This window comes from Atopobiaceae bacterium (genome assembly GCA_022483015.1).
Lineage (GTDB): Bacteria > Actinomycetota > Coriobacteriia > Coriobacteriales > Atopobiaceae > JALCUE01.
This window is the reverse complement of sequence record JAKVOB010000001.1, coordinates 297,042-323,018: the sequence shown is the minus strand read 5'-3', so window position 1 is coordinate 323,018 and position 25,977 is coordinate 297,042. Positions and strand designations below refer to the sequence as shown.

23 protein-coding genes and 1 pseudogene are annotated in these 25,977 nt (G+C 61.9%); 22 read left to right on the top strand and 2 right to left on the bottom strand.

The features are described 5' to 3' along the window. Positions 1-42: 42 nt before the first annotated feature. The 18 genes and pseudogenes from disA (at position 43) to LKE50_01335 (ending at position 18,073) form a co-directional block, all read left to right on the top strand. A pseudogene (disA, locus tag LKE50_01420) lies at positions 43-1,114 on the top strand (DNA integrity scanning diadenylate cyclase DisA). After that, complete coding sequence (ispD, locus tag LKE50_01415; GenBank protein MCH3967298.1) at positions 1,111-1,893, top strand: 2-C-methyl-D-erythritol 4-phosphate cytidylyltransferase; 783 nt, start codon at positions 1,111-1,113, stop codon at positions 1,891-1,893. Before disA ends, ispD begins: the two are co-directional and overlap by 4 nt. Then, the gene (ispF, locus tag LKE50_01410) at positions 1,894-2,373 is read left to right on the top strand and encodes a 2-C-methyl-D-erythritol 2,4-cyclodiphosphate synthase (GenBank protein ID MCH3967297.1); all 480 of its coding nucleotides are present in this window, start codon (positions 1,894-1,896) and stop codon (positions 2,371-2,373) included. A gap of 96 nt (positions 2,374-2,469) precedes the next feature. Continuing rightward, complete coding sequence (gene cysE, locus LKE50_01405; GenBank protein ID MCH3967296.1) at positions 2,470-3,261, top strand: serine O-acetyltransferase; 792 nt, start codon at positions 2,470-2,472, stop codon at positions 3,259-3,261. 2 nt (positions 3,262-3,263) lie between these two features. After that, a complete protein-coding gene (cysS, locus tag LKE50_01400; GenBank protein ID MCH3967295.1) occupies positions 3,264-4,748 on the top strand; it encodes a cysteine--tRNA ligase in 1,485 nt (494 codons plus the stop codon). Between the two features lie 4 nt (positions 4,749-4,752). Then, positions 4,753-5,733: a 23S rRNA (guanosine(2251)-2'-O)-methyltransferase RlmB gene (rlmB, locus tag LKE50_01395; protein ID MCH3967294.1), complete on the top strand. Its 981-nt coding sequence runs from the start codon at positions 4,753-4,755 to the stop codon at positions 5,731-5,733. After that, a complete protein-coding gene (locus tag LKE50_01390; GenBank protein ID MCH3967293.1) occupies positions 5,733-6,317 on the top strand; it encodes an NYN domain-containing protein in 585 nt (194 codons plus the stop codon). The genes rlmB and LKE50_01390 overlap by 1 nt, the downstream gene beginning before the upstream one ends. A gap of 161 nt (positions 6,318-6,478) precedes the next feature. Next, positions 6,479-7,756, top strand: a complete 1,278-nt coding sequence (gene murA, locus LKE50_01385; protein MCH3967292.1) for a UDP-N-acetylglucosamine 1-carboxyvinyltransferase — start codon at positions 6,479-6,481, stop codon at positions 7,754-7,756. A gap of 23 nt (positions 7,757-7,779) precedes the next feature. Further along, positions 7,780-8,820, top strand: coding sequence for an LCP family protein (locus tag LKE50_01380; GenBank protein MCH3967291.1), 1,041 nt, complete (start codon positions 7,780-7,782; stop codon positions 8,818-8,820). Between the two features lie 18 nt (positions 8,821-8,838). Further along, positions 8,839-9,255 (top strand): metal-dependent transcriptional regulator, encoded by a 417-nt coding sequence (locus tag LKE50_01375; GenBank protein MCH3967290.1) that lies wholly within the window; start codon positions 8,839-8,841, stop codon positions 9,253-9,255. After that, on the top strand, positions 9,242-10,174 hold the full coding sequence (locus LKE50_01370) for a homocysteine S-methyltransferase family protein (protein ID MCH3967289.1): 933 nt from the start codon (positions 9,242-9,244) through the stop codon (positions 10,172-10,174). The genes LKE50_01375 and LKE50_01370 overlap by 14 nt, the downstream gene beginning before the upstream one ends. A 287-nt stretch (positions 10,175-10,461) precedes the next feature. Next, the gene (locus LKE50_01365) at positions 10,462-12,516 is read left to right on the top strand and encodes a ribonucleoside triphosphate reductase (protein MCH3967288.1); all 2,055 of its coding nucleotides are present in this window, start codon (positions 10,462-10,464) and stop codon (positions 12,514-12,516) included. Positions 12,517-12,604: 88 nt separating this feature from the next. After that, positions 12,605-12,805 (top strand): anaerobic ribonucleoside-triphosphate reductase, encoded by a 201-nt coding sequence (locus LKE50_01360; GenBank protein MCH3967287.1) that lies wholly within the window; start codon positions 12,605-12,607, stop codon positions 12,803-12,805. Between the two features lie 72 nt (positions 12,806-12,877). After that, entirely contained in the window at positions 12,878-13,600 is a 723-nt protein-coding gene (locus LKE50_01355; GenBank protein ID MCH3967286.1) for an anaerobic ribonucleoside-triphosphate reductase activating protein, read from the top strand. Positions 13,601-13,673: 73 nt separating this feature from the next. Further along, complete coding sequence (locus LKE50_01350; protein MCH3967285.1) at positions 13,674-14,006, top strand: hypothetical protein; 333 nt, start codon at positions 13,674-13,676, stop codon at positions 14,004-14,006. 742 nt (positions 14,007-14,748) lie between these two features. Continuing rightward, positions 14,749-15,147, top strand: coding sequence for a hypothetical protein (locus LKE50_01345; protein ID MCH3967284.1), 399 nt, complete (start codon positions 14,749-14,751; stop codon positions 15,145-15,147). A 200-nt stretch (positions 15,148-15,347) separates the two neighbouring features. Further along, positions 15,348-17,039: a DUF2075 domain-containing protein gene (locus LKE50_01340; GenBank protein MCH3967283.1), complete on the top strand. Its 1,692-nt coding sequence runs from the start codon at positions 15,348-15,350 to the stop codon at positions 17,037-17,039. Between the two features lie 110 nt (positions 17,040-17,149). Beyond that, positions 17,150-18,073, top strand: coding sequence for a hypothetical protein (locus LKE50_01335; GenBank protein MCH3967282.1), 924 nt, complete (start codon positions 17,150-17,152; stop codon positions 18,071-18,073). A 17-nt stretch (positions 18,074-18,090) separates the two neighbouring features. Here the strand turns inward: LKE50_01335 and LKE50_01330 are convergent, their stop codons facing one another. Together LKE50_01330 and LKE50_01325 are read right to left on the bottom strand one after the other, a co-directional pair. Further along, complete coding sequence (locus tag LKE50_01330) at positions 18,091-19,032, bottom strand: BspA family leucine-rich repeat surface protein (GenBank protein MCH3967281.1); 942 nt, start codon at positions 19,030-19,032, stop codon at positions 18,091-18,093. 396 nt (positions 19,033-19,428) lie between these two features. Continuing rightward, positions 19,429-21,378, bottom strand: coding sequence for an AAA family ATPase (locus LKE50_01325; GenBank protein ID MCH3967280.1), 1,950 nt, complete (start codon positions 21,376-21,378; stop codon positions 19,429-19,431). 454 nt (positions 21,379-21,832) lie between these two features. Between LKE50_01325 and LKE50_01320 the strand changes: the two genes are divergently transcribed. From LKE50_01320 to LKE50_01305, 4 genes are all read left to right on the top strand, one after another. Then, a complete protein-coding gene (locus tag LKE50_01320; protein MCH3967279.1) occupies positions 21,833-22,480 on the top strand; it encodes a hypothetical protein in 648 nt (215 codons plus the stop codon). Positions 22,481-22,483: 3 nt separating this feature from the next. After that, positions 22,484-23,974: a hypothetical protein gene (locus tag LKE50_01315; protein ID MCH3967278.1), complete on the top strand. Its 1,491-nt coding sequence runs from the start codon at positions 22,484-22,486 to the stop codon at positions 23,972-23,974. A 236-nt stretch (positions 23,975-24,210) separates the two neighbouring features. Then, a complete protein-coding gene (locus tag LKE50_01310; GenBank protein ID MCH3967277.1) occupies positions 24,211-24,504 on the top strand; it encodes a hypothetical protein in 294 nt (97 codons plus the stop codon). A 281-nt stretch (positions 24,505-24,785) separates the two neighbouring features. After that, entirely contained in the window at positions 24,786-25,949 is a 1,164-nt protein-coding gene (locus LKE50_01305) for an ATP-binding protein (protein ID MCH3967276.1), read from the top strand. Positions 25,950-25,977: the final 28 nt, after the last annotated feature.

Genomic DNA, 25,977 nt, shown 5'->3' with positions numbered 1-25,977 from the left:
ACTCTGGCGGGGCGCATCCCCGCCTAAGGTGGAGGTGCGCGCATGGAGGCAACGCCCGTGGAGGACAGCGAGGCCGCGGAGCGGCTTGAGAAGGCCATCAGGCGCACGGCGCCAGGGAACCGCCCTCAGGCTTGCGCTCGACATGATCATCGCGGGTCACCTCGGGGCCCTCATCTGCGTGGGCGACGAGGAGGCCGTCCTCGCCGCGGGCAACGACGGCTTCCCGCTCAACATCTCCTTCACGGCCAACCGCCTCTTCGAGCTCTCCAAGATGGACGGCGCCATCGTCATCGACAAGGACCTCACGCAGATCCTCCGCGCCAACTTCCACCTCAACCCCGACCCGTCGCTCCCCACCAGCGAGACGGGCATGCGCCACCGCACGGCGGCGCGCATGAGCCTGCTCACCGACGCCACGGTGATCTCGGTGTCGGAGCGCCGTCAGGTGGTGAACGTGTACCTCGGCGGGCACTCGCACCAGCTCCGCACGGTGGCCGAGGTCATGACCAACGTCAACCAGCTGCTCGTGACCCTCCAGACCACGCGTCAGTCGCTTGACCGCAACCTGCTGCGCCTCACGTCCCTCGAGCTCGACAACTACGTCACCCTGGGCGACATCGCCACGATCTTCTCGTACTTCGAGGTGCTCATGACGGCTGCCGACGAGCTCGACTCGTGCATCTCCGAGCTGGGCACGTCGGGCCGCACGGTCGAGATGCAGCGCAGCCAGCTCGTGGGGGACATGGACGAGGAGTACACCCTCATGATCCGCGACTACGCCCATGACTCCTCCGAGGAGGCCGCGGCCTCCATCCGCAAGCAGTTCCACGACACCGAGGCGGACCAGCTCCGCTCGCCCAAGCGCGTGGCCCACCTGCTCGGCTTCGACGACCTCACCGAGGACTCCGTCATGGCGCCGCTGGGGCTGCGCACCCTGTCGCGCATCTCGGTGGTCCGCGAGGGCATGGCCGACAAGCTCGTCGACGAGTACGGCAGCCTGCAGGAGATCCTCGACGACGTCGAGCAGAACCCCAGCCGCCTCGACGAGCTGGGCGTCAAGAACCCCACGATCCTGGCCGACAGCCTGTACCGCATGTGGGGGAAGAAGGAATGATGCAGGTCTGCCCCTCACCAGCTCCCCAGCTCGTGGAGGACCTCGCCGTACCAGGTGACACCTGCGCCGTCATCGTGGCCGGTGGCTCCGGCGAGCGCTTCGGCGACCCGCGGGGCAAGCTGCTCGTCGACGTGGCTGGCCTTCCCGTGGCCTCGTGGTCGCTCATGGCCTTCGGGCGAGCCCCCTCGATAGGCGCCATCGTGCTCGTGTGCCCCGAGGACGCCATGGAGGCCTTCGCCGACGAGGTCGTGGCCCCCATCACGCTCTCGGTGCCGGTCATGCTCGTGGCTGCCGGCAAGGCACGGCAGGACTCCGCCCGCGCCGGCGTGCACGCGGTGCCGACGCGCTTCTCGTATGTGGCCATCCACGATGCCGCCCGCCCGCTCGTCACGGTCGAGACCATCGAGGCCTCGTGCGCCCGTGTGCGCGAGGACGTCACGCTGGCCGGTGCCGTGTGCGGCCAGCCCTCCATCGACACCCTGAAGCTCGTCGAGGACGGCGTGGTCGTGGCCACCCCCGACCGCTCCGTCTACTGGTGCGCCCAGACGCCGCAGGTGTTCAGGCGCGAGGTCGCCCGCGCCGCGCACGAGGCGGCGCGCAAGGAGGGCTACGTGGGCACGGACGACGCGAGCCTCGTGGAGCGCATGGGAGGGCGCGTGGCCATGGTGGCCGCCCAGCGCGACAACATCAAGCTCACGGTGCCCGAGGACCTCACGTTCGTCGAGGCGGTCCTGCACGCCCGCCTCTCGAGCGCCTTCGCGGACGAGGGGGGCCGCTAGATGCGCATCGGTCACGGCTTCGACGTCCACAGGCTGGTCGAGGGTCGCGAGCTCGTCCTCGGTGGCGTCCACGTCCCCTACGAGCGAGGGCTCCTCGGCCACTCCGATGCCGACGTCTGCGTGCATGCCATCGCCGATGCCATCCTGGGCGCCGCGCGCCTGGGCGACATAGGCCAGCTCTTCCCCGATACCGACCCCGCCTACGAGGGCGCCGACTCGCTCGTGCTCCTCTCGAAGGCGATGGAGATCGCCCGGACCCATGGCTTCGAGCTCGCCGACTGCGACTGTACGATCGCCGCCCAGGCGCCCAAGCTCGCCCCCTACCGGGACGAGATGCGCCACCGCGTCGCGCGTGCGCTCGGCGTCCCGCCTGATCATGTGGGCATCAAGGCGACGACCACCGAGGGCCTCGGTTACACGGGGCGCGGCGAGGGGATCGCGGCCTGGGCGGTCTGTCTGCTCGACGAGACGCGGGCGTGACGTCAGCCATGCCACCGTGGGCGCAGTCCCGCCCGGCGTGCCTGTTCTTGTCGGATGGCGTACCATCACCACCAGCAGCCCCATACGAAGGAAGCCATGTTTAAGAAGCATCGCGAGGACATCGAGGCCTTCCGGGCCCATGACCCGGCCGCCACGAGCGACCTCTCCATCTACCTCAACTCACCTGGCATGCGTGCCATCTGGGCATACCGTCGCCAGCACAGGCTCTGGGAGGCGGGGCACCACCTGCTCGCGCGCAGCCTCTCGACCCTGTCGCGCCATCGCTATGGCATCGAGATCCATCCTGGTGCCACCATCGGGCGCAGGTTCGTGATCGACCACGGCATGGGCATCGTCATCGGCGAGACCACCATCATCGGCGACGACTGCATGCTCTACCAGGGCGTCACCCTGGGCGGCACCGGCAAGCAGCACGGCAAGCGCCATCCCACCCTGGGCAACGGCGTCACGGTGGGGGTCGGCGCCAAGGTGCTGGGCGACATCTTCCTCGGCGACCGCTGCAAGGTGGGCGGGGGCGCCGTGGTGGTGCGGGACGTGCCGTCCGACTGCACCGTCGTGGGCGTGCCGGGCCACGTCACCACGGCGGGCGGCGTGCGTGTGCGCCGTGCGACGGAGGCCCTGCCCTGCCCTGACACCTCCGACGCCGCTACAATCGAGAAGGCCATCGAGCAGCGCGAGGACACCGAGCACCGCGAGTACCTCCCCGACCCGCTCGACCAGACCGTCGACGCCCTCTCGGCCCGCGTGAGCGAGCTCGAGGCCCTGGTGGCCCGCCTCACCGGCGAGCCTGTGGGCACGGATGCCCCGGCATCTGCGACGACGCAGGCAGACAACGAGACCGGGGCGCCCGGCCGAGGCAAGGAGTGAGCATGCTCGTCTACAACACCCAGATGCACAAGAAGCAGGAGCTCGAGCCCATCGAGCCCGGCAGGATCCGCATGTACGTCTGTGGCCCCACGGTCTACGACCAGATCCACATCGGCAACGGCCGCACGTTCCTCTCGTTCGACGTCATCCGCAGGTACCTCTCGTACAAGGGCTACGAGGTCACCTTCGCCCAGAACCTCACCGACGTCGACGACAAGATCATCAACCGTGCCAACGAGCAGGGCCGCACGGCAGAGGAGGTCGCCACCGAGTTCTCGGAGGCCTTCATCGCCCAGATGCGGCGCCTGAACGTCCTCGACCCCGACATCCGTCCGCGCGCCACGCACGAGATCGGCCCGATGATCGAGATGGTCTCGAGCCTCATCGAGCAGGGCAACGCCTATGCGGTGGCCTCGGGCGACGTGTACTTCTCGGTCCGCAGCTGCCCCACCTACGGCACCGTCTCGGGGCGCAACGTCGACGACCTCATGGTGGGCGCGCGCATCGAGGAGAACTCCGACAAGCACGACCCGCTCGACTTCGCCCTCTGGAAGGCGGCCAAGCCCGGCGAGCCCAGCTGGGACTCCCCATGGGGGGCGGGCCGTCCCGGGTGGCACACCGAGTGCTGCACGATGATCCATCGCTACCTGGGCACGCCCATCGACATCCACGGCGGCGGGTCCGACCTGGTCTTCCCGCACCACGAGAACGAGAGCGCCCAGGCCACGTGCTGCTGGCACGAGAAGCTCGCCAACGTGTGGATGCACACGGGGATGCTGCGCGTGGACGGCGAGAAGATGAGCAAGAGCCTGGGCAACTTCTACACCTTGAAGGAGGTGCTCGACAAGTACCCGGCCGATGCCGTGCGCCTGCTCATGCTGCAGACCCACTACCGCTCGCCGCTGGACTTCTCGTTCTCGAGGCTCGATGGCACCCTGGGCACGCTCGAGCGCATCCGCGGCACGGTCGCCAACCTCCGTTGGGCGGCCGAGTCGTCGAGCAGCGCCGACCACACGGTCTGTGACGCGGACCACGTGCTGGGCGACGCCGTGCGCGCCTGCCGCGAGGAGTTCGTGCGCCAGATGGACGACGACTTCAACACCGCCGGTGCGCTCGCGGCCGTGTTCGGGCTCGTGACCACGGCGAACACCTACCTGGACGAGTCGGGCGCCGACCTGTGCTGCTCGGCGGTGCTGCGCGCGTCCGACACGATCGCGGAGCTGCTCGGCGTCCTGGGCATCGACTCGGTGCGCGTGGCCGAGACGACCCTCCCGCACGAGCTCGTGGACCTGGCCTGCGCGCAGGCAGGCTTCACGGGGGACGACGCCGACGACGCCGCCACGGCCCTGCTCGCCGCACGTGCCCAGGCGCGTGCCGAGAAGGACTGGCCGCGCGCGGACGCCATCCGCGACGGCATCCAGGCGCTGGGCCTCGTCGTCGAGGACACGGCGGCCGGGGCACGGCTCAAGCCGGCGGCAGGGAAGTAGCCATATGGGAGCCAAGTCATCAGGCAAGGGCGGGTCGCGCCCACGCGGCGGGGCACGCAAGCCTGCCGGTTCCAAGCAGGGTGCGGGCAGCCGACAGGGCGCCGCTCCCAAGTCGCGTGGCCCGCGCCAGGGCGCAGGCCCGAGGCAGGGTGCGCGCCCGCAGGGCCATGGTGGCGGCACGAGCACGGGTCGCGGACCTCGCACGCAGGGTCGCGGCTCCGCAGGACATGCCCCCGCCCGCGACTACATCGAGGGCCGCAACGCCGTGGGCGAGGCGCTCACGGCAGGCCTCCCGCTCTCACGGCTCCTCGTGGCGGACTCCGAGGGCGACACGCGCCTGGCGAGGCTCGTCTCACGCGCGGAGGCCGCCGGTGTCGCGGTGGAGCGCGTGCCGCGCTCGCAGCTCGACGCGCTCTCGAGCCATGGGGCCCATCAGGGCGTGATGGCGAAGGCCGCGCCCTTCAGGTACACCGAGCTTGCCGACATCATCTCCGCGGCCGGGAACGGCCCTGCCCTGGTGGTCGTGCTCGACCACGTCACCGACGAGGGCAACTTCGGGGCCATCGTCCGCTCTGCCGAGGTCGTGGGCGCCGCGGGCGTGGTCATCCCCAAGGCGCGCTCGGTGAGCGTGGGGGCCGCCGCCTACAAGACGAGCGCCGGGGCCGTGCTGCACATGCCCGTGGCGCAGGTCCCCAACCTCGCGAACGCCCTGGACCAGCTCAAGGACGCCGGCTTCTGGGCGGGCGGCGCGACCGAGCATGCCGACCAGGTGGTCTGGGAGGCTCCGCTCGAGGGACGCGTGGCCCTCGTCATGGGCTCGGAGGGCGAGGGCATCTCTCGCCTGGTCCTCGAGCACTGCGACTTCACCTGCAGGCTCCCCCAGCGTGGCCGGGTCGAGTCGCTCAACGTGGCGCAGGCCGCCACGGTCCTCTCGTACGAGTGGATGAGAAGGACCTTCGCCGACGAGGGCGGTGCGCACCTCTGATGGCGCGGAGACGCCCGCGGGCCCCCAAGCTCGAGCTCCTGCTGGTGGATGGCTACAACGTCATCCACGGCACCAACCGCTACCTCGACCTCAAGGACGAGCGCGATGCCGACGACGACCTCCACCTGGACACGCGTGGCCGCACCAACGACCCGTTCTCACGGGCGCGCGAGGCGCTCGTGGCCGACGTCGCGGCCTTCGCGCAGGGACGCTACCAGGCCGTGATCGTCTATGACGGGGGCGGCAACCTCGACCCCGAGCGTCCCGAGATCCATGAGGCCGGCGTGCGCCTGGTCTTCTCGCGCCCCGGTGAGACCGCCGACGCCGTGATCGAGGCTGCGGCGACGCGCGAGCGCCGAGCCGGCCATCCCGTCACGGTGATCACGTCCGACCTGGCCGTGCAGGCCACGGTGCGCGGCGAGGGTGTGACGCGCCTCTCGAGCGCCGCGCTCATCTCGCAGGTCTCGGATGCCACCGACGACGCGGCCACCGAGCTGGCCGACCGCACCTTCTCGCGCATGACGCTGGGCGACCGGCTCGACCCGGCGACGCGCGCCAAGCTCGACGAGCTCCTGGGCCGATAGGGACGGGCACGGACCCCTGCCGCCTTGCACCGGCCTCGCCCATGGGGGCCTGGCCGTGCCCGTCTGTGTCGCGTAGGTGCTACTCCTTTGAGCTCGGCTCGGCATCGTCTACACTTGACCGGTTGGGGCGCACGTAGCCTAGGAGCCAAGTCGGAGGTCGCATGGACGTCATCAAGGTTGAGGGTGGGTACCCGCTCGGCGGCGAGGTCGTCGTCGAAGGGGCGAAGAACTCCGCCCTGAAGCTCATGGCGGCCACCATCATGGCCCCTGGCGTCACGACCTTGACCAACGTGCCCAACATCTCGGACGTCCACATCATGGGCAAGGTCCTGAAGCGCCTCGGCGCCACGGTCAAGGTGGACAACGAGCACACGCTCGAGATCGACACCTCGTCCGTCGACAAGTGGAAGACGCCCTACGAGCTCGTCGACAAGATGCGTGCGAGCACCGCCGTCCTGGGGCCGCTCATCGCGCGCTTCGGCCATGCCATCGTGGCCATGCCCGGCGGCTGCAACATCGGCGCCCGCAAGATCGACATGCACATCCTGGGCCTCGAGGCGCTCGGCGTGAAGTTCGAGATCGACCACGGCTACATCCATGCCACGGCACCCGAGGGCGTGATCGGTGCCGACGTGACCCTCGAGTTCGCGAGCGTGGGCGCCACCGAGAACCTCATGATGGCCTCCGTCCATGCCAAGGGGACCACCACCATCGAGAACGCCGCCCGCGAGCCCGAGATCGTGGACCTCGCGAACCTCCTCAACCAGATGGGCGCCGACGTACGTGGCGCCGGCAGCCCCATCATCGAGGTCGAGGGCGTGGGCGACCTCCACCCGGTGGAGCACCGCGTGGTGGGCGACCGCATCGAGGCTGGCACGTTCCTGGCCATGGGGGCCCTCTGCGGCCAGCCGATGCGCGTGTCGGGCTTCGACCCCGTGCACCTGGGGCTCGTGCTCAAGAAGTTCGAGCTCATGGGCATCGACGTCACGCGGGAGGACCACGGCTGCGTCGTGAGCCGCACGGGCGCGATCAAGCCCGTCGACATCCAGACCCTGCCCTTCCCGGGATTCCCCACCGACATGCAGGCCCAGGCCATGTGCCTGCTCTCCGTGGCCGACGGCGAGTGCATCGTCACCGAGAACGTCTTCGAGAACCGCTTCATGTTCGCCGGCGAGCTCATCCGCATGGGTGCCGACGTGCGCATCGAGGGTCACCATGCCATCGTCCGTGGCGTGCCGCACCTCTCGGGCGCCGAGGTCCGCTCGCCTGACCTGCGTGGCGGTGCCTCGCTCGTCATGGCCGGCCTCGTGGCCGACGGCATCACCACGGTGTCGGACGTCTATCACATCGACCGTGGCTATGAGCACTTCACCGAGAAGCTCCAGTCGCTGGGGGCCCACGTGGAGCGTTGCGACGTGGCATCCGCAGACGAGGACTAGAGGCTTCGCGAGGGAGGTGTCCCATGTCAAGGCACAGCAGGTCACATACGCGTTCGGGGTTCGACTCATATAGCCGCACGAACGCCTCGACCTACCATGAGCGCTCCGCGCGCAAGAGCCGTCACCGCGGCGTGTTCCATGGCGTCGTCGTGGCCGCGGTCTCCGTCCTCGTGGTCGGCGTCGTGGCGCTCGGTGCCTGGGGCGTCTCGGTCCAGATGCGCCTCTCGTCCGACACCATCACGGACGACCTGCGCTCCACGCTCGTCTCCACGACGCCGGGCCAGCCCTACTACGTGCTTCTCCTCGGCACTGACGGCCGTCCCGGCGAGACGGACTACCGGTCCGACACCATCATCCTCGCGCGCATCGACCCCGCCACCAAGAAGGTGGCGCTCGTGTCCATCCCGCGTGACACCAAGGTCACCTACAACGGCGAGACCTGCAAGATCAACGCCACCTATGCCTACGGCGGGGCCCAGGGCGTGGTCGAGGCCGTCGACGACCTGTGCGGCGTCAAGATCTCGCATTACGTCGAGGTCTCCTTCGACGGCTTCTCCAACGTGGTCGACGCGATGGGCGGCGTCACGCTCGACGTCCCCGACCGCATCGACGATGCGAAGGCCGGCGAGGACGTGATCGAGACGGGCACCCAGACCCTCAATGGCTCGCAGGCGCTCACGTTCTGCCGCTCGCGCGCCTACGCGGACGGCGACTACACCCGCATGCGCCACCAGCGGCTCTTCATGACCGCCATGCTCGGCCAGCTCGAGGCCGAGGCCAACCCCGTCACCCTCATCAGCGTGGTCAACGCCACGACCGACATGGTCTCGACCGACATGACGGTCGCCGACATAGCGGGGCTCGCCCTCTCGCTCAAGGGCATCGACACCTCGACTGACGTGAGCTCTGCCAACATACCCTCCACCACGAGCACCATCGACGGCGTCTCCTACGTCATCGCCGACCCCGACGAGCTGGCGCTGATGATGCAGCGGATCGATGCCGGTGAGGACCCGCAAGGGCCTGACACCATGGACGAGGGCCTCGACGGCACCACCCTCTGAGGGGGGCGAAGGAGCAGCATGAGAGAAGAGACCACAAGCCACGACCTCTCCAAGGCCAACGAGGACTACCTCGAGGCCATCCATCGCATCGCGCTCGACACGGGCTCGGCGGAGGTGCGCTCCGTCGACGTGGCCGAGAAGCTCGACGTGTCGAAGGCGAGCGTCACCAAGGCGCTCGGCGCCCTCAAGGAGCGGGGCCTCGTGGAGCAGGCACGCTACGGCCGTGTCACGCTCACGCCCGAGGGCGACGAGCTGGCGACCGACGTCTGGCGCTGCCACCGCATGCTGCGCGCCTTCCTCGTCTCGGACCTCGGCGTCGAGCCTGGGACGGCCGACGCGGAGGCCTGCCTCATGGAGCACGCCCTCTCGCACGACACGATGCTGCGCTGGATCGACTACCTCGAAGGGCAGGGACTCTCCGTTGACGCAGAGTGAGCGTGGCGAGGAGGCCTGGCGCGGCCGCGCCGCCTCCGTGGACGCCGATGACCAGGCGGCCTTCGAGCTGGGATGCATCCTCGCGGGAGACGATGACGCGCCGCTCGCGTTCGCCGGCACCATGGCCGAGCCGCTGTCGCGCCAGGCCGGGGCGGAGGACGTCGCGGCCGCGGCCTGGCTCGTCGACGAGCCCGAGACGGTCTCGCACATCCACGAGCTCTACCGCTACGCGGGGGCCGACGTGGCCCTCACGGCGACGGCCCAGGCCACGGCGCCTGCGCTCGGGCGTGCGGGGGTGCACGTGGACGTGGGCACGGTGGTGGCATCGGCCCTGCGCTGCGCACGCTCGGGCGGCCCGCGCTTCGTGATGGGCGAGGTGGGCCCCTGCGGCATCAGGGAGCGGGGTGCTGCCCGTGCGGCCTATGCGGAGCTGGTGGGCGCGCTGGCACCGGGCGTGCACGCGATCATGGTCTCGTCGATGGCATCGGCCCTGGACGCACGCACCGCGCTCGACGCCTGCCGCGAGGCGGCACCCGACCTGCCCGTGTGCGTGAGCCTCACCTGCGACGCCGAGGGATGCCTCGGCTACGGCGAGCCGCTCGCGCAGACCTTCTCGGCGCTCGCGAGCGCAGGCGCCGATGCCGTGGGCGTGGACGGCGTTCCTGCCGACGTGCTGGCGAGGCTGGCGCCTGCCGTGGTCGACGCCGCGCACGAGGCGCACGTGCGCGTGGTGTGCCGACCGTCTGCGGGAGCGGTGGAGGGCGTCGAGGACGGACACCCCTCCTGGCCCCTCGGCGACGCGGACGTCGAGGCCTGCCTGCGCGCGCTGTGGGATGCCGGCGTGCGGCTGTTGGGTACAGGCGACGGCGTCTCGTACGGCGCGACCTGTGCCGTGGCCGACGTGGTGGCCGGGCTGTAGGGTCCCTCTCGGCGGCACCTGCGGGGTGCGGGGGACCTGCCCTGCCGCCGCCTTGCGCTGCCGTTCGCGGGCCGTCTGCCGCCGCCAGCGGTCACCTCACGCCTTCCGCACCGTTCGCGAAATTGTCGGACCCGGGCCCCACGCAGCACCTTCTCGTCTCGTCCATATCACGGGCAAAAACACAAATTGTGGTATCTTGCAAAGCTGCCGCACACTAGGTAATGTGGTCACTACGCGCTTGACCCACGTCATCCGCACCCGATACGCATCACGCCGTGGGAGGTCACATGTCACCGGATCCAGCTACCTGGAAGATGCCTCAGTCCATCATCAAGCGCGACGGCGAGCTCGTCGACTTCGACCCAGACAAGATCTGCGCCGCCATCGAGAAGGCCGGCGAGGCCACGGACGAGTTCGAGGCCGGCGAGGCCATGGAGCTGGCCAACCAGGCCGTCAAGGTCATCGGCTACCGCTTCGAGGGCGCCACGCCCAAGATCGAGGAGGTCCAGGACATCGTCGAGCAGACGCTCGTCCAGGCCAACTACTTCGAGACGGCCCGTGCCTACATCGTCTACCGCGAGAAGCGCCGCCAGGCCCGACGCGACCGCGAGACCTACGTCGACGTCACCAGCTCCGTGAACGAGTACCTCTCGCGCGCGGACTGGCGCGTGAACGCCAACGCCAACCAGGGCTACTCGCTGGGCGGCCTCATCCTGAACGTCTCGGGCAAGGTCATCGCCAACTACTGGCTCTCCCACATCTACCCGCCCGAGGTGGGCGAGGCCCATCGCTCGGGCTCCATGCACATCCACGACCTCGACATGCTGTCGGGCTACTGCGCCGGCTGGAGCCTGCGCACGCTGCTGAACGAGGGCTTCAACGGCGTCCCCAACAAGGTCGAGTCCGCCCCGCCCAAGCACCTGGGCGCGGCCATGGGCCAGATGGTGAACTTCCTGGGCACGCTCCAGAACGAGTGGGCGGGCGCGCAGGCCTTCTCGTCCACCGACACCTACCTCGCACCGTTCGTCCGCGTCGACCACCTCGGCTACGAGGAGGTCAAGCAGGAGATGCAGGCCTTCGTCTACAACATGAACGTGCCCTCGCGCTGGGGCACCCAGACGCCGTTCTCCAACCTCACCTTCGACTGGACCTGCCCTGACGACATCGCGGGCGACGTGCCCCTGGTGGGCGGCGAGCCGGTGGACTTCACCTATGGCGACCTCCAGCCCGAGATGGACATGATCAACCGCGCCTTCATCGAGGTCATGACCGAGGGCGACGCCAAGGGCCGCGTCTTCACCTTCCCGATCCCCACCTACAACATCACCAAGGACTTCCCCTGGGAGTCCGAGAACTCCAAGCGCCTGTTCGAGATGACGGCCAAGTACGGCCTGCCCTACTTCCAGAACTTCGTGAACTCCGACCTCGAGCCCAACATGGTCCGCTCCATGTGCTGCCGGCTCCAGCTCGACCTGCGCGAGCTGCTCAAGCGCGGCAACGGCCTGTTCGGCTCGGCCGAGCAGACGGGATCCATCGGCGTGGTCACCATGAACATGGCGCGCCTGGGCTACAAGCACGCCGGCGACTGGGACGGCCTCACGGGCGAGCTCAACGACCTCCTGGTGCTGGCCAAGGTCTCGCTCGAGCTCAAGCGGAAGGAGGTCCAGCGCCTCATCGACACGGGCCTGTTCCCCTACACGCGCCGCTACCTGGGGACGCTCCGCAACCACTTCTCGACCATCGGCGTCAACGGCATCAACGAGATGGTCCGCAACTACACCCACGACGCCCATGACATCACCGACGCCGAGGGCCGCCAGCTCGCCATCGACATCCTCGACTACGTGCGCGCCCGCATGGTCGACTTCCAGGAGGAGACGGGCCACCTCTACAACCTCGAGGCCACGCCCGCCGAGGGCACCACGTACCGCTTCGCCCGCGAGGACAAGAAGCGCTACCCCGACATCCTCCAGGCAGGCACGCCCGCCGAGCCCTACTACACCAACTCGAGCCAGTTGCCCGTGGGCTACACCACCGACCCCTTCAAGGCCCTCTCCGAGCAGGAGGAGCTGCAGAAGAAGTACACCGGCGGCACGGTGCTCCACCTCTACATGGGCGAGCGCGTGAGCTCGGAGGAGGCTTGCGCCCAGCTGGTCAAGCGCTCGCTCGAGCAGTTCCGCCTGCCCTACATCACGATCACGCCCACGTTCTCCATCTGCCCCAAGCACGGCTACATCGCGGGCGAGCACAAGTACTGCCCGATCTGCGACGAGGAGCTCGCCCAGCAGAAGAAGCTCGAGCAGGCCGAGGAGGCCGAGAAGGGCACGGTCGTCGGGTCGTAGGGACAAGGCGCGCTGCGGTGGGGGACCTGGGCGACGCGCGGGCGTGGCATAAATGGGATATAATAGATAGCAGTTGAGAGGAGCCATCATGGTCAACAAGGAAGAGCTTCAGAGCACGGGCACGGTGGTGGACGGCGTCCGCATCGAGAACGACGAGCGCCAGCCCTGCGAGGTCTGGACGCGCGTGATGGGATACTACCGCCCGGTGTCGTTCTTCAACACCGGCAAGAAGGGCGAGTTCCACGAGCGCGTGGAGTTCGTCGAGCCGGGTTGCTGCTGCGGCAGGTAGGCATAGGGCATCATCGACGACGCGGCCGGCGGGGAGACCTGCCGGCCGCGTCGTCATAAGGGGAGTGGTCGAATGGATCAGACAGCTGAGGGGACCCCGGACGCGGCGGCGCTGCCACAGCTCCCGATCGCGGGGATCACGTCGTTCTCGACGGTGGACTGGCCGGGCAAGCTCGCCTGTGTCTGCTTCCTGGCAGGGTGCCCGTGGCGGTGCCCCTACTGCCAGAACCACGAGCTCTGGGACCTGTCGTCGGTGGCGTATTCCACGGCTGACCTGGTCGACCTGCTCGACCACAGGCAAGGGCTGCTCGACGGCGTGGTGTTCTCGGGCGGGGAGCCGCTCGCGGCGCCACGGCTCGCCGACGCGATGCGCCTCGCGCGCGACCGCGGGTTCCAGGTGGGGCTCCACACCGGAGGTGCCTGGCCGGAGAGGCTGGCGCAGGTGCTGCCGCTGGTGGACTGGGTCGGCTTCGACGTGAAGGCGCCATGGGACAAGTACCCGCAGGTCACGGGAAAGGCAGGGTCAGGCGAGGCAGCGCGCGAGTCGCTCGGGCTGGTCCTGGCGGCGCACGTGGACATGGAAGCGCGCACGACCTGGCACCCGGACGTGCTCGCGCCTGAGGACATCACCACCATCGCGCGGGAGCTGGCACGTCTGAAGGTACCGCACTGGGCCATCCAGGCGGCGAGGTCCACGGGCACACCGGGGACCCTCTCGGATGCGACGGCCTACCCGTCCGACGTACCGGCAGAGGCTCGCGAGGCGTACCCGGCGATGGAGTTCAGGCGGGCGTAGGGGAGGGGGCTGCTGTGCCTGCTCGTGGCCGTGGGCGCAGGCGACGCCCGCCTACCCAAGCTCGGGCACGCTGGTGACGCTCACGAGCACGCCCAGCGGCACCCCGCTCACCAACTACGGCACTCGCATCGAGGTCGCCGTGGAATCCATCGAGGGTACCATCACGCGCGCGGACTTTGCGGCGCTTCCCCAGGACCTCTCGCAGGCCGGCGTCATGGGCGGCACCGTCGAGGCCATCGAGGCCCACTATGCGGACGGCACGCATCAGGCGAGCGGCACCAACGCGCAGCTTGCGAGCGACCGCTTCCAGATAGTGGAGCAGGCGGTGGAGGCCGCCGTGCCAGCCAGCGTCACCACAGGCTTCGAGTCGCAGATGGACGCCTACTTCGAGGGCGCGCAGTGGTAGCGCGGCAGCTGCCGACCGTTACCAGCCAATGCATGTCCGTAGCAACGCACAAGATTTCGTTTCCGCACCCCCAAACAGTCTATACCGGCGCGGAAACGAAAAAGCGTGTTGCGAGGCTGCCAAGTGAGTGGTTTCTGTCACTCCCGCCGCCGGGAAGCGCCCATGTCCATACATTCGAGCGAGTTGTCATTCCTTCCAATTATGTGATGGCAGTCACACTAATCCATAGGGATAGTGTGAGGAGAATCACACTATTGGAAGAAACCGAAGACGGCTCGACCCGCAGTGTTAGCTGGCCCACTCTCAGGTGGTCGTTCCCTCGCTAACCTACTCGTGAGTAGGTTAGCCTGAGCCCACGCGTGAGGTCACATGGGCGACAGCTCACGCGCAACCATTGAGGAATCCTCAAAGGTTGCCGAGACAGGCCAACCCAGTTGTCAAGGAATCCTTGATACCTGACCGCGCGAGAGAGGAGCACCATGAACCTGGACAAGCTGAAGATCGACGGCATCCCCTCGATACTCTGGGGCGAGCCGGGCGGGCGCATGATCATCGCGGCGCACGGCAGCCACTCCTCCTAGATCGACGACTGCATCTCGGTGCTTGCGCAGGAGGCGACGATCAGGGGCTACCAGGTCCTGAGCTTCGACCTGCCGTGCCATGGCGAGCGCGTGTACGAGACGGACCCCCCTCATGCCTAACGAGTGCGTGCGCGAGCGAGGTCTCGCTGTTCGGCTGCAGCATGGGGGCGCACTTCGAGCTGCTCGCGTTTGCCAAGGCGGATATCGCCCGGGTGTGGTTCCTCTCGCCGGTCACCAACATGGAGCGCATCATCCACAACATCATGGGCTACTGCCACATCACCGAGAAGGACTTCAGGCAGCAGGTCTCGGTGGACAACGACATCGAGCCCCTGTACTGGCCGTACTACGAGTACGTGAGGGACCATCCCGTCACCGCGTGGGGGCACGAGACCCACATCCTGCGCGGCGAGGGTGACACGATGTGCGAGTACGACGTGGTGCATGCCTTCGCCGAGAGGTTCGGCTGCGAGCTCACCCAGCAGGCAGGCGGGGAGCACTGGTTCCACACGGAGGCTGAGCTGGAGTACTTCAGGTGGCGGCTCGGCGACAGGCTGTGAGGGGTAGTTGTTGAGGATTGCTCAATAGCTGAGAAGGGCAACTGTTAAGGATTGCTTAATGGTTGGTGCGACGGCAAGGACAGTGACCAAGCATGCGTTCTTGGCCTGCGAGGTAAGCGATCTCTGCGATAAGATGATGACGGGCAACGGGAAGCGTTCCTCTGAGAGCAGCAAGACAATTCGAGGAAGTGCGACGAGCTGTGATAACCATACCTACAAGCGAGACGGCCGAACGTCCCAAAGGCTCGCCGTTCCTTATTGATAGATGCCCGTTCCACTACGGTGAGCAGATTAGTTATGCAACCCTCGACCTGGCAGAGGACAAGGTCTTCAACTGGCCAATGGTCTATATCCTTGCCAATGAGGACACCGCATATGTTGGTCAGACCACGAGCGTGGTGACTAGAATGGGCCAACACGGTGCGAATGAGGAGAAGCGCGACTTCGAGACCGTGAACATCATCTACAACGATGAGTTCAATGCGTCTGTCATTACCGACTATGAGCATCGTCTCATCGGCTACATGCATGCGGATGGTAGGTACACGCTCACTAACAAAAATGATGGGATGACAGACACAAATTACTTCAGTAAGGCTGAGTACGAGGATATGTTCGGAGAGCTATGGGAGGACTTGCGCGGGCTGGATCTTGCTGAGCACAGCATCTCGGAGATTGAGGAGTCCGAGGTGTTCAAGTACTCTCCGTTCAAAGGTCTGACCATTGATCAGCGGTCAGCACTAGACAAGATACTTTGTGCCATAGACACCGGGCTTGAGAATGCGGAACCCATTGTGGTCGAGGGGATGCCGGGTACGGGCAAGACAGTACTGGCCACGTATCTCCTGAAGACGCTACGCGATAATCCTCGTTATGCGGGCATGAACGTCCGCGTCGTTGAACCAGTGACATCGCTTAAAAAGACGTTGCAGAAGTCTTTGGCTAACGTGAGTGGCCTTAACTCGTCAGATATTATCGGGCCGATGGATCTCGTGAAACCAAGTATGGGTTATAAGGCAGATGGTGAGAAGAGCTTCGATATTCTGCTGGTTGACGAAGCTCACAAGCTGAAACGTCGCACGAACCTGGGCACCCAGTTTGGAAACTATGATGATGTCAACAGGGAGCTTGGGCTACCCAAGCAGGCGACACAAATGGACTGGATCATTGATCAAGCGAAACTCCCGATTTTCTTCTACGATCCTCTGCAGAGCATTGGCCCCTCATGTCTCGGAAGCGATGCCGTGAAGAGCACGTTGGGCAAAGCCGTTGAGAGCCCAATTGAGCTCGAGAGCCAGATGCGCGTGAAGGGCGGGAAGGTCTATCTCGAGTACATCCAGGAGATACTCGATGGCGAGTGCTCTAGTCATCGACACTTCGAGGGATATGACCTTCTACTCCATGAAGACTTCGGTAGCTTTGTTGATAGCTTCGAGAAGGATTATGAGGTGCACGACCTCAGCAGGATGGTTGCTGGATATGCGTGGAAATGGGTCTCGAAGAAAGACCGAGATGCCCTTGATATCGTCATCGATGACATCGGGCTGCGATGGAACTGCACCTATGACAACTGGGTAGGTCGTGGTATCAATGATCCGCAGGTGGCGCATGAGGTCGGATGTATTCACTCCATTCAAGGATATGACCTTAGCTATGCGTACGTGATCATCGGGAACGACCTGATGATTGATGCAAAGAGCGGTATCCCGATATCCAACCGAGCTAGCTATTACGATCGGAATGGCTATGCCACGGCGTCGGATAAGGATCTCGACCGCTACATCAAGAACATCTATTACGTCTTGTTGACCCGAGGGATACTGGGGACTCACGTCTATGTTGAGGACCCAACATTGAGAGCTTACTTTGCTAAGTACTTTCCTACGGTTTGACTAGGGGAGGCACAAGCTTGTTCTCTGGCATGTGAAGCAATTCGCTCTCACATGGTGCACCAGCCCTGTGGGGGAATGTTTGGAGGCTACAAGACCATTGGAGGACGAGCATGCCAAACGGTTACATGTTCTTTGACGATGAGACAGCTAATTCGGGGCAGAGAATCTGCCAGCTTGCCTATGAAATAACGGACAATGACTTCAACAGAATTGCCAAGCCCGTTACACAGCTAATCGATCCAGAAAGTGCATTTGAACCGATGACCATTCGCTGTCATCGAGTAAGAAAAGCTGATGTCGTTGGTAAGCCTAACATGAAGACCTTCTGCGATACCTCTAGCTTTCTCATTAGTTTAGAGAGGTATACATTCGTTGCCCATAATGCTGCTGGGGCCGATTTGCATCACATTGAGAAGAGCCTTAGAGCATATGGCATTGCTATGCCCTCCGTTTCCTTTATTGACACGATGCCTATGGCTGTAGAGCACCTGCGTGTTGGGTCGCTTCGGGCTGCCTGTGACCATTACGGCATCAAAATCGATAATCATCATGATGCCATGTGCGATGCAACGGCCTGTAAGGAACTCTTCGAGAAGATGAGTTTTGAGTATGGAGTGCCAGCTGGATGTGAATGGGGGAGCGAGCAAACTCCGGCGACTTCGAAGAAGGGTTATGGCCATCAACCAGCTTGTCCAAGCGGGCTAGGTCATGTACATGGCACTGATGTCACCATTGAAGAAGTGCTAACCGAACTCGCCTCTATGGGCCTAAGAGGGAACCCGGCTGATATTGACAGTTTGATTGGCATGAAGTTGGTCGTTACAGGTGCCGTGCCTGGCTACGTTGGCAATTCCATCGAGGAGTATCTCAAGGCGAAAGGTGCCCATCCCCAGAATAACGTTGGGAAATTTACTGAATATCTTGCGATTGCCGATAATGCTGGACCCTCGAAATTAGAGCATGCGAAAGAGTATGGGACTAAGGTCATCACGGTCGGAGAGCTGCTCTCGGTCATTGACGAGAGGGCCCTATGAGCATTATGGCGTGATAGCTAGGCACGCCGCATCCAGCGCCCGCCTATGGGAGTAGAGTCAAACATACCATCCTGCTTAACATGCTGCGGGATTGGGACGTTTGATTCGTCAAATAAGACGGCTGCAGGAGAGTTCTCGAACATCGATGTCATACTTGTGACTTTTGCCAGACTCCACCCTATGCAGTTAATAACGCGAGCGCTAATACAACCAAAGAACATGCTACTCATATCCGTGACGTTGCTCGTCTTGAACCGATCAGTAGTCATGAAGTAGCCAATAGAAGCACATCCGCGGAACATGGCAACCATGCTCGTGGCATTGGATGTGTCCATGCCAGATAGGTCAATGCTTGAGCAGCGAGATAAGCCATCGAAAAGGAATGCGCACGATTTGGGCGCATAAGCATCTTTGACTATGACCGAACCAATGTCGTTACTCCACTTTGACCAAGGGACCATTCCTGTAATGTTCTCGTTGCTGATAACGCTCGGCGCAGAATACCCAATGGGGTCAATCAATCCACAGTCCACGATGTTCCAGCCGCCATCGTCGGTGGTTTTGACGCTTCCGTGCTGGATGAACAGCTTATAGGGGGCAACCGTGTTGTCCCACGCGGGGGCATTCGAAACGTCTGCCTTGCCGTCCTCCAGGTAGTCATCGATAACTATCCAGTGGTCTGCAGTTCCTGCTGGAGATTGATGGAAGTCCGCCATGTCTAAGAACTGTGACTCCGCAAGAATGGAAGCGCCCTTAGCCTTTGCCTCTTCGACATACTTCTTTGATATCGACCCTGTGACTATGTCATCGGAGACTACAAGGTAATCGGTGGAGCTTGTTACTGACTTGCAGGGAACTCCGTGATGGTTGACGACGAGTTGATAACCTTCGAATGGGTCAATCGAGAGGATGCTCTTTGAGAAGCAGAAGGACTTGCCTTCGATTTCGCTGATTGACATGTCAGATTCCAATCGTTGCGGCTATCAAGGAGCGAGGAGCTGAGATGTTGTTATTCTACGGCAGCTTGTTCTCGGTACCATTCTTCGTATTCTTCTTTGGTCAACGGGAGTGTCGAGCTGGGTCTTTTGATTTGTTTGCCTATGAGGAACAGCTCAAGGTTCTTGACCTTTGATAGGCCCATCCCCCTCATCGAGAGCAAATCACTCTCGTCTAGCCCAATAAGTTCGTGCAGAGAGCCAACCCCCTCCCTGCTCAGGATATTGAGGCCTGCATTAACAGGCATACCAAGAGACAACAGATTGTCCTGGTCCCTTTGCTCTGCTGGATTAGTCCGATCGATTGATGCTTTCCTGCCCGTTGCGCGAATCGATTCGGCGCGCTTCTTCTCAACGGTCTCAGCGGTTGGAACAGGAGCAGCGGTTACCGGTCTGCTGTAACAGTCGTTTAGAAAGGCCGAGCACATCTGGCGATGTCTTCAGGAATGAGTCGCTCATCTCATGAACTAAATACAATCCATCAACGCTCGATAGTCTCGAAAGCGCCGTGTAGAGCTGCCCATAATCCCAGCATTCCGGATAGATAATCGCATGATCGAACGTTTGTCCCTGCGACTTGTGGATTGTAATAGCCCAGGCAAGTTTTAGGGGGATTTGCTCGAAGGTTCCTATCGTCTTGGTGCGCGTTTTTCCATTGATGAGGTATGGTTCGGTAATCTCCCAGGTATGCATGCCGACGAACGTCTTGCCAGTACCGTCGAAATCCACGGTTGCTCCGCTCTTGGAACAATTGATGACAGTACCGAGTTCTCCGTTCATGTAGGTGTCATCAGAGTTGTTTACCAACGCCATTACTCTCGCGCCCGGTTTGAGAGAAACGGTCTGCGAGGTGGGCATGTCTTTTATTGTCACTTCACCAGTGATTCTTGACCCGTATTGGGTGGTCTCTTCAGGGAGCAACTCAAGTCGCTGCTCGTTCTCTCTGTTCGCCTGATCATTCCGCCCACAAAGGACAATCGAATCATCCTGTGGAGAGCTTGCAGAATGCTCGTCAATCCACCTTACCCCAGATAGGTCTCCCATACGGCAAGCATTTAGGGCGGCGACAAAACTCGCGTTGCGTTGTCTGATGGCTTCTTGCAGCTCAACTTTTTCAAAGTCCCAGCTGCTCCATTCGGTGCCCATAAAGGGATAGCCACCTCTGACGTGAAAGCCATATTTCTCATCGAGAATCTTCTGTTCTGGCTTCGGGATTACCGGTGGCAATTGGCAGAAGTCGCCGACTACGACAAGCTGGCAGCATTCCCTGCCGCTGGAGTGTCTCAAGGCTGCTGCTTTCTTCAATGCTAAAGACAGATAATCGAATAGGTCCATACGACACATCGAAATCTCATCGATAATCATAAGGTCGCATGCAATTAGGGGCGAGTTCTTTGGAATGTAGGGATTTGGATTGATTCCTAGAGGCTTCTCTGGCCCGATGCCTAGCGCTCTGTGAATGGTTGAGCCTCCGACGTTGAGGGCCGCTATGCCAGTGGGGGCACAGACGATGACGTTCTTTTCTATTGAATGTGCCCAGTCAATTATCTGATTCAGAACGTATGATTTACCAGTGCCTCCAAGCCCAGTAAGGTAGACATTTCGACCGTCTTTTACAAGGTCAAAAGCTCTCTGTTGGCCTGCGGTAAGCCCAGTGAAGTCATTCGTGACGACCTTGGCAGACTCCCACTGCTTCTTGAAAAGCTCGGCCTTATCCTGAAGGACTTTGGTGGCCTCCGGACTGGCGGACTTTAGCGCCTCTGTTAACGCCTTCTCAGACACGATTTTGATGTTTGATTTACCGGTAAGCTGGAGATCGAGCGCATCCTTGGTCTTATTGCCAAAGTTGCCGTATCCCCATGCGTCCGATCCCTTGGCACCAACCACAACATACTGCGTCTTTCTCGACACAGATGACTTGATGATCCCTCCGGCGGCAACAATCATTTCCTTCGCGGTTTCTTTGCCGCCTTCCATTTCGAAGTCACCAGTTAGTACAAATGCTTGGTTGTCAAATGATGAAACGGGCTCATCGGATATGGGATTTGAAAGGGTGGCTGCTAGGTTCCTGAGCAGGGCTCGCTCCTCATTGTCTATCGTGCCATCGGAAACGATGTCGCTGAGCATCTTCCTGGCCGAAGAGACAAACACATCATCGACGGAGGAATAGTCGGTTTGAATCTCATCGAGCAATGCCCTTGCTGCAGGCAAATTGATCGTCGTTAATTCTCCCAGAGACGAGACTTGTTCAATTAGGACTCTGACTCGCCTTGTTTTGTCGTTGGTCTTTCCATATGCATAGTCGGGCATGGCATGCTCCAACCTTTAGTACATATACGGTGTCGCGGTGCTGCCCAGACTACACCTTCATGTAGCAGCCGTCGTGGATCCTCCGTCGCGGATGGGTGCGGTTTCTATTAGAGCCATTGGCCATGATGATGTCTTTGTTGATGAGTTCGAGTATGGTCTCTGTCTCCTGACACGGTCGAGATCCTCCGTATGCAAAAGTTGGAGTAATGCATCCCCCTCCCTGGTTCCACACCAAATGCCCCGGTACGCGCACCAAGCTTGTTCGTGACGTTGTTCTGACATGGCGAATCCGGGTATACATGGCGACGTTTGCGCGCTTGTCGAGCTAGATGGTCGCTCCGCTGAGAGTGGCATCGTCATCAAGCAGGCCTGGGGCTTTTGGTCCACGCCGTGACCTACAATCAATGTCAAGGTAGCGAGCAAGGTATCAATCTATCGTGTGAAGGAGCGACGCATGACGGACAAGCTCATCATCGTCTGCGAAGACGGGGAGAAGAAGTATGCAACCTATCTTCGGCAACTTGTGAGCGCGCGGGATGACGAAGAGAACAAGCAAGTGGGCACAAAGGATGGCGGTGTTGAGGCTGTCATCTGGAACGGTAAGCAATACCAGGACAATCTGGTCAAGCTGACTTCCTTGAATCATGTGCTTTTCATTGGCGATACCAATCTTGGTAAGACGGTCAGAGCGAACGTCAAGGACGTCTGCTATGAGCCTGGTATGCATTGCGGGATGCTTGGGACTCAGAGCTACATGTATGTTGAGAACAACAGCATGAATAAGGACAACTACAAGGACTTCTGCGCGCTCTGCGAGAAGTATGGCAAGCGATTTGAGAAGAAGCTTGACCTTCGCTACAGCCCCTCTGAGAAAACGAGCATTCCTGACGTAGGGAGTGAACTTTCAAGGGTTGGTCTAGAAGCTCTCTCTCCCGTGGCAGATGCTGCTGCAAATCTAGCAGGCGGCGCATTCCAACGTGGTAAGCAGGTCGTGGACTTCGCGGGTGATATGTTCAAAGCTGACTTAGCGAAAGACCAGCAATACAATCTACTGACTCTTATCGTCTACATGGATGTATTGCCTAAGTTCTTTAAGGTCTAGGACATGGACGATTTCAGGGAGGGCTACGAGTACTTCGTAAAGAACTGTGACGCGGCCGCTGCGGCGCAGCAAGCTTCCGAGGATATGGAATGGGTCCCAAAGGTTGAGACGGAGATTGCAGCTCTTGAATCGGACTTGGCAAACTTCGAGACGAGCGGAAAGACAATCGACACCCTTAGTGGCGACCTGGCTGAGTGCTGGCACGTACGCACCTTCAACATGGACTCTTTGAGAAACGGCTCCTCGCATGAGGCATGGGCTCCTCGCTCGCATGACTTCGCTTCTCCTGACATTGAAACGAACTATGGTGCCAAGGCACAGGTGAAGTACTATCGCAACGGAGAGGCTGCGGCGAAGGCCCAGGCTGTCTCCTTCGATCAGGCGGCCAGACATCAACCTGCGGCCCAATGTGCTTTGGACCAAGCTGGTATCGATCCGAACGATCCGATTTATAAGAAAATGGTTAGGCTTATTGCGGATGGCCAGTTTGATGAGGCTCGCGACAGCCTTGAGAGAAAGATAGCTAAAGAACAAGCTACTCGTCCCGAGCAAGTTAAGCGCTACAAGGATGCTCTTGATCACCTTGACACCGTTCTTCGCGATGACCAAGGCAATTCCTCGAAGCCGCTGACGCGTATGGAGTCAAAGCAGCTGGCTCTTGATACCAAAAACGGTAGGTTCGATCCTGCGAAGTACGGCCTAACTCCAGCGCAGTTTACCAGCATCAAGGAGACACTCCAAAGCTCCGTTAAGGCTGGCATGACTGCTGCGATGATTTCTGCCGCTCTTTCTGCAGCCCCTGCGGTGCTCGAGACAATAGAGCATCTGATTCGCACTGGGGAGATTGACCTCGAGCTATTGAAGTCGGGCAGCTCTGATGCGGTTGCGGGCGGAGCTCACGGGTTTCTCATCGGCTCAGTAGCAGCGGCAGTTACCGAGACCGCTCGAATCGGTCTGCTTGGTGGAGCGGTTAAGGCTCTTGATTCCAGCGTTATCGGTGCTGTGTCCGTCATTGCCATCGATATGCTTGAGAACAGCATCAAGGTCGCATCGGGTCAGATGGAGAGTGCCGAGCTGGTTGATAGGCTCATGCGTGATCTGTTCGTGAGCACTTGTTCACTGGTTGCAGGTTTTGTGGGACAAGCCATGCTTATCGAGCTGCCGATCTTCGGTTATCTAATCGGGAGCTTTGTAGGATCGACCTTTGCTGGTCTTCTTTATAGTGCTGGTGAGAGGCTGTTTGTATCACTCTGCGTCGAGCAGGGGCTAGTCGTGTTTGGACTGGTCGATCAAGACTATGAGCTTCCTGCGGCCATGCTCAAGGAGGCTGGTTTGGACGTCTTCGAGTTTGACGAACTCAATCTCGATGGTGGCGAGAAGGAAGATTCTGCTTTCGACGAGTTCTCATTTGATGTCTTTACGCCCAGCACAATTCAGATGACTGTGGTAAAGCGAGGGCTTATCAGCGTGTCCAGAGTTGGATACATCGCTTAACTATACTTTCCAACCCTGAGTTTATGTCCGCCACCTCATCTACCATGCGGTTGCAACAACGACCTCAACCGCTGGAGGTGGCAGACATGTTGAAGGTGCTCGCGTATATCCTGATCGCACCGCTCGCCGTCGTGGCGGGGATCCTCTCGCTCGCCTTTAAGAGCTAGGTTTCTAGGAGGGCTGCGGCCCTTGGCTTGTAGACATGGAAGACGACTCTTGATTGGATGGTGGTTCTGATGGCATTCGGTAAGCAGACCCGTGAGAACGTCGCATCGCAGGACGCAAGGAAGGCGCTCGACCGTGTCCCCGCATCCGACGGTCTCACCCACGTGATGCTGTTCCGCTCGTTTGGCCAGGCGTTCCATGGGTCGGTGGGTGGTGCGGACACCAAGTACAACGACCAGGTGAACCAGGTGCTCGTTGAGCTCCAGCAGGCGGGCCTCGCCATCCTCAACGTCCAGACCGTCCCCGTGCCCAACCAGGGTGTCATGGGCGGGGACAGGTACGACACGCTCATCACGTACCGGTAGGTACCTACTAGCTGTCCCATTGCGCTTTAGGGAATGCGGAAGAACCGTTTTATGTTTTGCGGGCAACCGACCTGTGTATGCGGCGCTGGGGATGAACGCATATAGCTCGGCGTACCGAGCAGCGTACGAGACAGCACGTCTTGTCTCATACTTTTGCTTAAGCCTTATTAAGCTGCGCTAATCGTGAATGGTGGTCTATGCTACTAGCGATTCGTGGTATATTCTACTCGTGAATTGTGGTAGTCACTACTAGTGATTCGTGGTAACTGGGGCGATGCCAGATGATCGAGAGGGACATAGCGGAGCAGGCACGGGGGCTCGCCACCTGGTTCCCCGTCGTGTCGGTGACGGGTCCCCGGCAGAGCGGCAAGTCGACGCTCGTGCGTAGCGTCTTTGACGGCTATGACTACGTCAATCTCGAGGATCCTCAGGTGAGGGGCGCTGCGCTCGACGACCCGGTGGGCTTCATCAAGAATCGTCCCGATCACCTCATCATCGACGAGGCACAGTATGCCCCAGAGCTCTTCTCGATGGTGCAGGTGGCATCAGACGAGCGTGGGAGCATGGGTCAATACATCCTCTCCGGATCCCAGAACTTCCTCATGCTCAAGGCGATAACGCAATCGCTTGCGGGACGCGTGGGCATGCTCAAGCTCCTCCCGCTCTCATATCATGAGGCTCTGCGTGCTGACCCTTCCCTCTCGGGTGATGCGTTCATGCTCGCGGGCGGCTACCCCCGTATCTATGACGTCGGTCTCCCGCTTGGGACGTTCTTCGAGAACTACGTGAGCACCTACCTCGAGCGTGACGTCTCCGGCTATCTCGACGTGCGGAACCTTGCGGCGTTCAGGACCTTTCTGGGGCTCTGCGCGCGCAACTGTGGGAGACTGCTGAGATACGTGACGCTCGAGCAGGGGGCGCAGATCTCGCATGACACGGCTCGCGCATGGCTCTCGATGCTCGAGTCGAGCTATGTCACGTTCATGCTCAGGCCCTACCACGCAAACCTGGGAAAGCGGCTCACCAAGACGCCCAAGCTCTACTTCTATGACACGGGGCTGCTCTGCTACCTGCTGGGGATCAAGACCTTGGAGCAGCTGCTGGTTCATCCCATGCTCGGGGCGGTGTTCGAGAACCTCGTCATCGCAGAGCGCATGAAACGTCATCTCAACGGTGGCGATGAACCCGAGCTCTGTTTCTATCGCGATGACAGCAAGGTCGAGGTCGACCTGCTCGATCTCACCGACGCAGCCTCGCCTGAGCTCATGGAGATCAAATCATCCGAGACGTATCGTCCGAGGTTCGCGCGGCATCTTGGGACCGTGGGGGAGACGCTCGGTGTCCCGCCAGAGAGAAGGGCCGTCGTCGCTCGCGTCGGCGACGACTATACGGCTGACGGTGTCACGGTGAGGAGCGCGCGCAGCGAGCTGCTTGGCTCTCGCTGACGAGGCTGGCCGCTACACGGTCCGGTGC

Coding starts and splice junctions, on each gene's coding strand:
- rlmB (MCH3967294.1), top strand. CDS start 4,753: ATGGGAGCCAAGTCATCAGGCAAGGGCGGGTCGCGCCCACGCGGCGGG.
- LKE50_01390 (MCH3967293.1), top strand. CDS start 5,733: ATGGCGCGGAGACGCCCGCGGGCCCCCAAGCTCGAGCTCCTGCTGGTG.
- LKE50_01320 (MCH3967279.1), top strand. CDS start 21,833: ATGACGGACAAGCTCATCATCGTCTGCGAAGACGGGGAGAAGAAGTAT.
- LKE50_01380 (MCH3967291.1), top strand. CDS start 7,780: ATGTCAAGGCACAGCAGGTCACATACGCGTTCGGGGTTCGACTCATAT.
- ispD (MCH3967298.1), top strand. CDS start 1,111: ATGATGCAGGTCTGCCCCTCACCAGCTCCCCAGCTCGTGGAGGACCTC.
- LKE50_01335 (MCH3967282.1), top strand. CDS start 17,150: ATGCCAAACGGTTACATGTTCTTTGACGATGAGACAGCTAATTCGGGG.
- LKE50_01365 (MCH3967288.1), top strand. CDS start 10,462: ATGTCACCGGATCCAGCTACCTGGAAGATGCCTCAGTCCATCATCAAG.
- LKE50_01310 (MCH3967277.1), top strand. CDS start 24,211: ATGGCATTCGGTAAGCAGACCCGTGAGAACGTCGCATCGCAGGACGCA.
- ispF (MCH3967297.1), top strand. CDS start 1,894: ATGCGCATCGGTCACGGCTTCGACGTCCACAGGCTGGTCGAGGGTCGC.
- LKE50_01375 (MCH3967290.1), top strand. CDS start 8,839: ATGAGAGAAGAGACCACAAGCCACGACCTCTCCAAGGCCAACGAGGAC.
- LKE50_01305 (MCH3967276.1), top strand. CDS start 24,786: ATGATCGAGAGGGACATAGCGGAGCAGGCACGGGGGCTCGCCACCTGG.
- cysE (MCH3967296.1), top strand. CDS start 2,470: ATGTTTAAGAAGCATCGCGAGGACATCGAGGCCTTCCGGGCCCATGAC.
- LKE50_01325 (MCH3967280.1), bottom strand. CDS start 21,378: ATGCCCGACTATGCATATGGAAAGACCAACGACAAAACAAGGCGAGTC.
- LKE50_01315 (MCH3967278.1), top strand. CDS start 22,484: ATGGACGATTTCAGGGAGGGCTACGAGTACTTCGTAAAGAACTGTGAC.
- LKE50_01330 (MCH3967281.1), bottom strand. CDS start 19,032: ATGTCAATCAGCGAAATCGAAGGCAAGTCCTTCTGCTTCTCAAAGAGC.
- LKE50_01345 (MCH3967284.1), top strand. CDS start 14,749: ATGGGGGCGCACTTCGAGCTGCTCGCGTTTGCCAAGGCGGATATCGCC.
- murA (MCH3967292.1), top strand. CDS start 6,479: ATGGACGTCATCAAGGTTGAGGGTGGGTACCCGCTCGGCGGCGAGGTC.
- LKE50_01355 (MCH3967286.1), top strand. CDS start 12,878: ATGGATCAGACAGCTGAGGGGACCCCGGACGCGGCGGCGCTGCCACAG.
- cysS (MCH3967295.1), top strand. CDS start 3,264: ATGCTCGTCTACAACACCCAGATGCACAAGAAGCAGGAGCTCGAGCCC.
- LKE50_01360 (MCH3967287.1), top strand. CDS start 12,605: ATGGTCAACAAGGAAGAGCTTCAGAGCACGGGCACGGTGGTGGACGGC.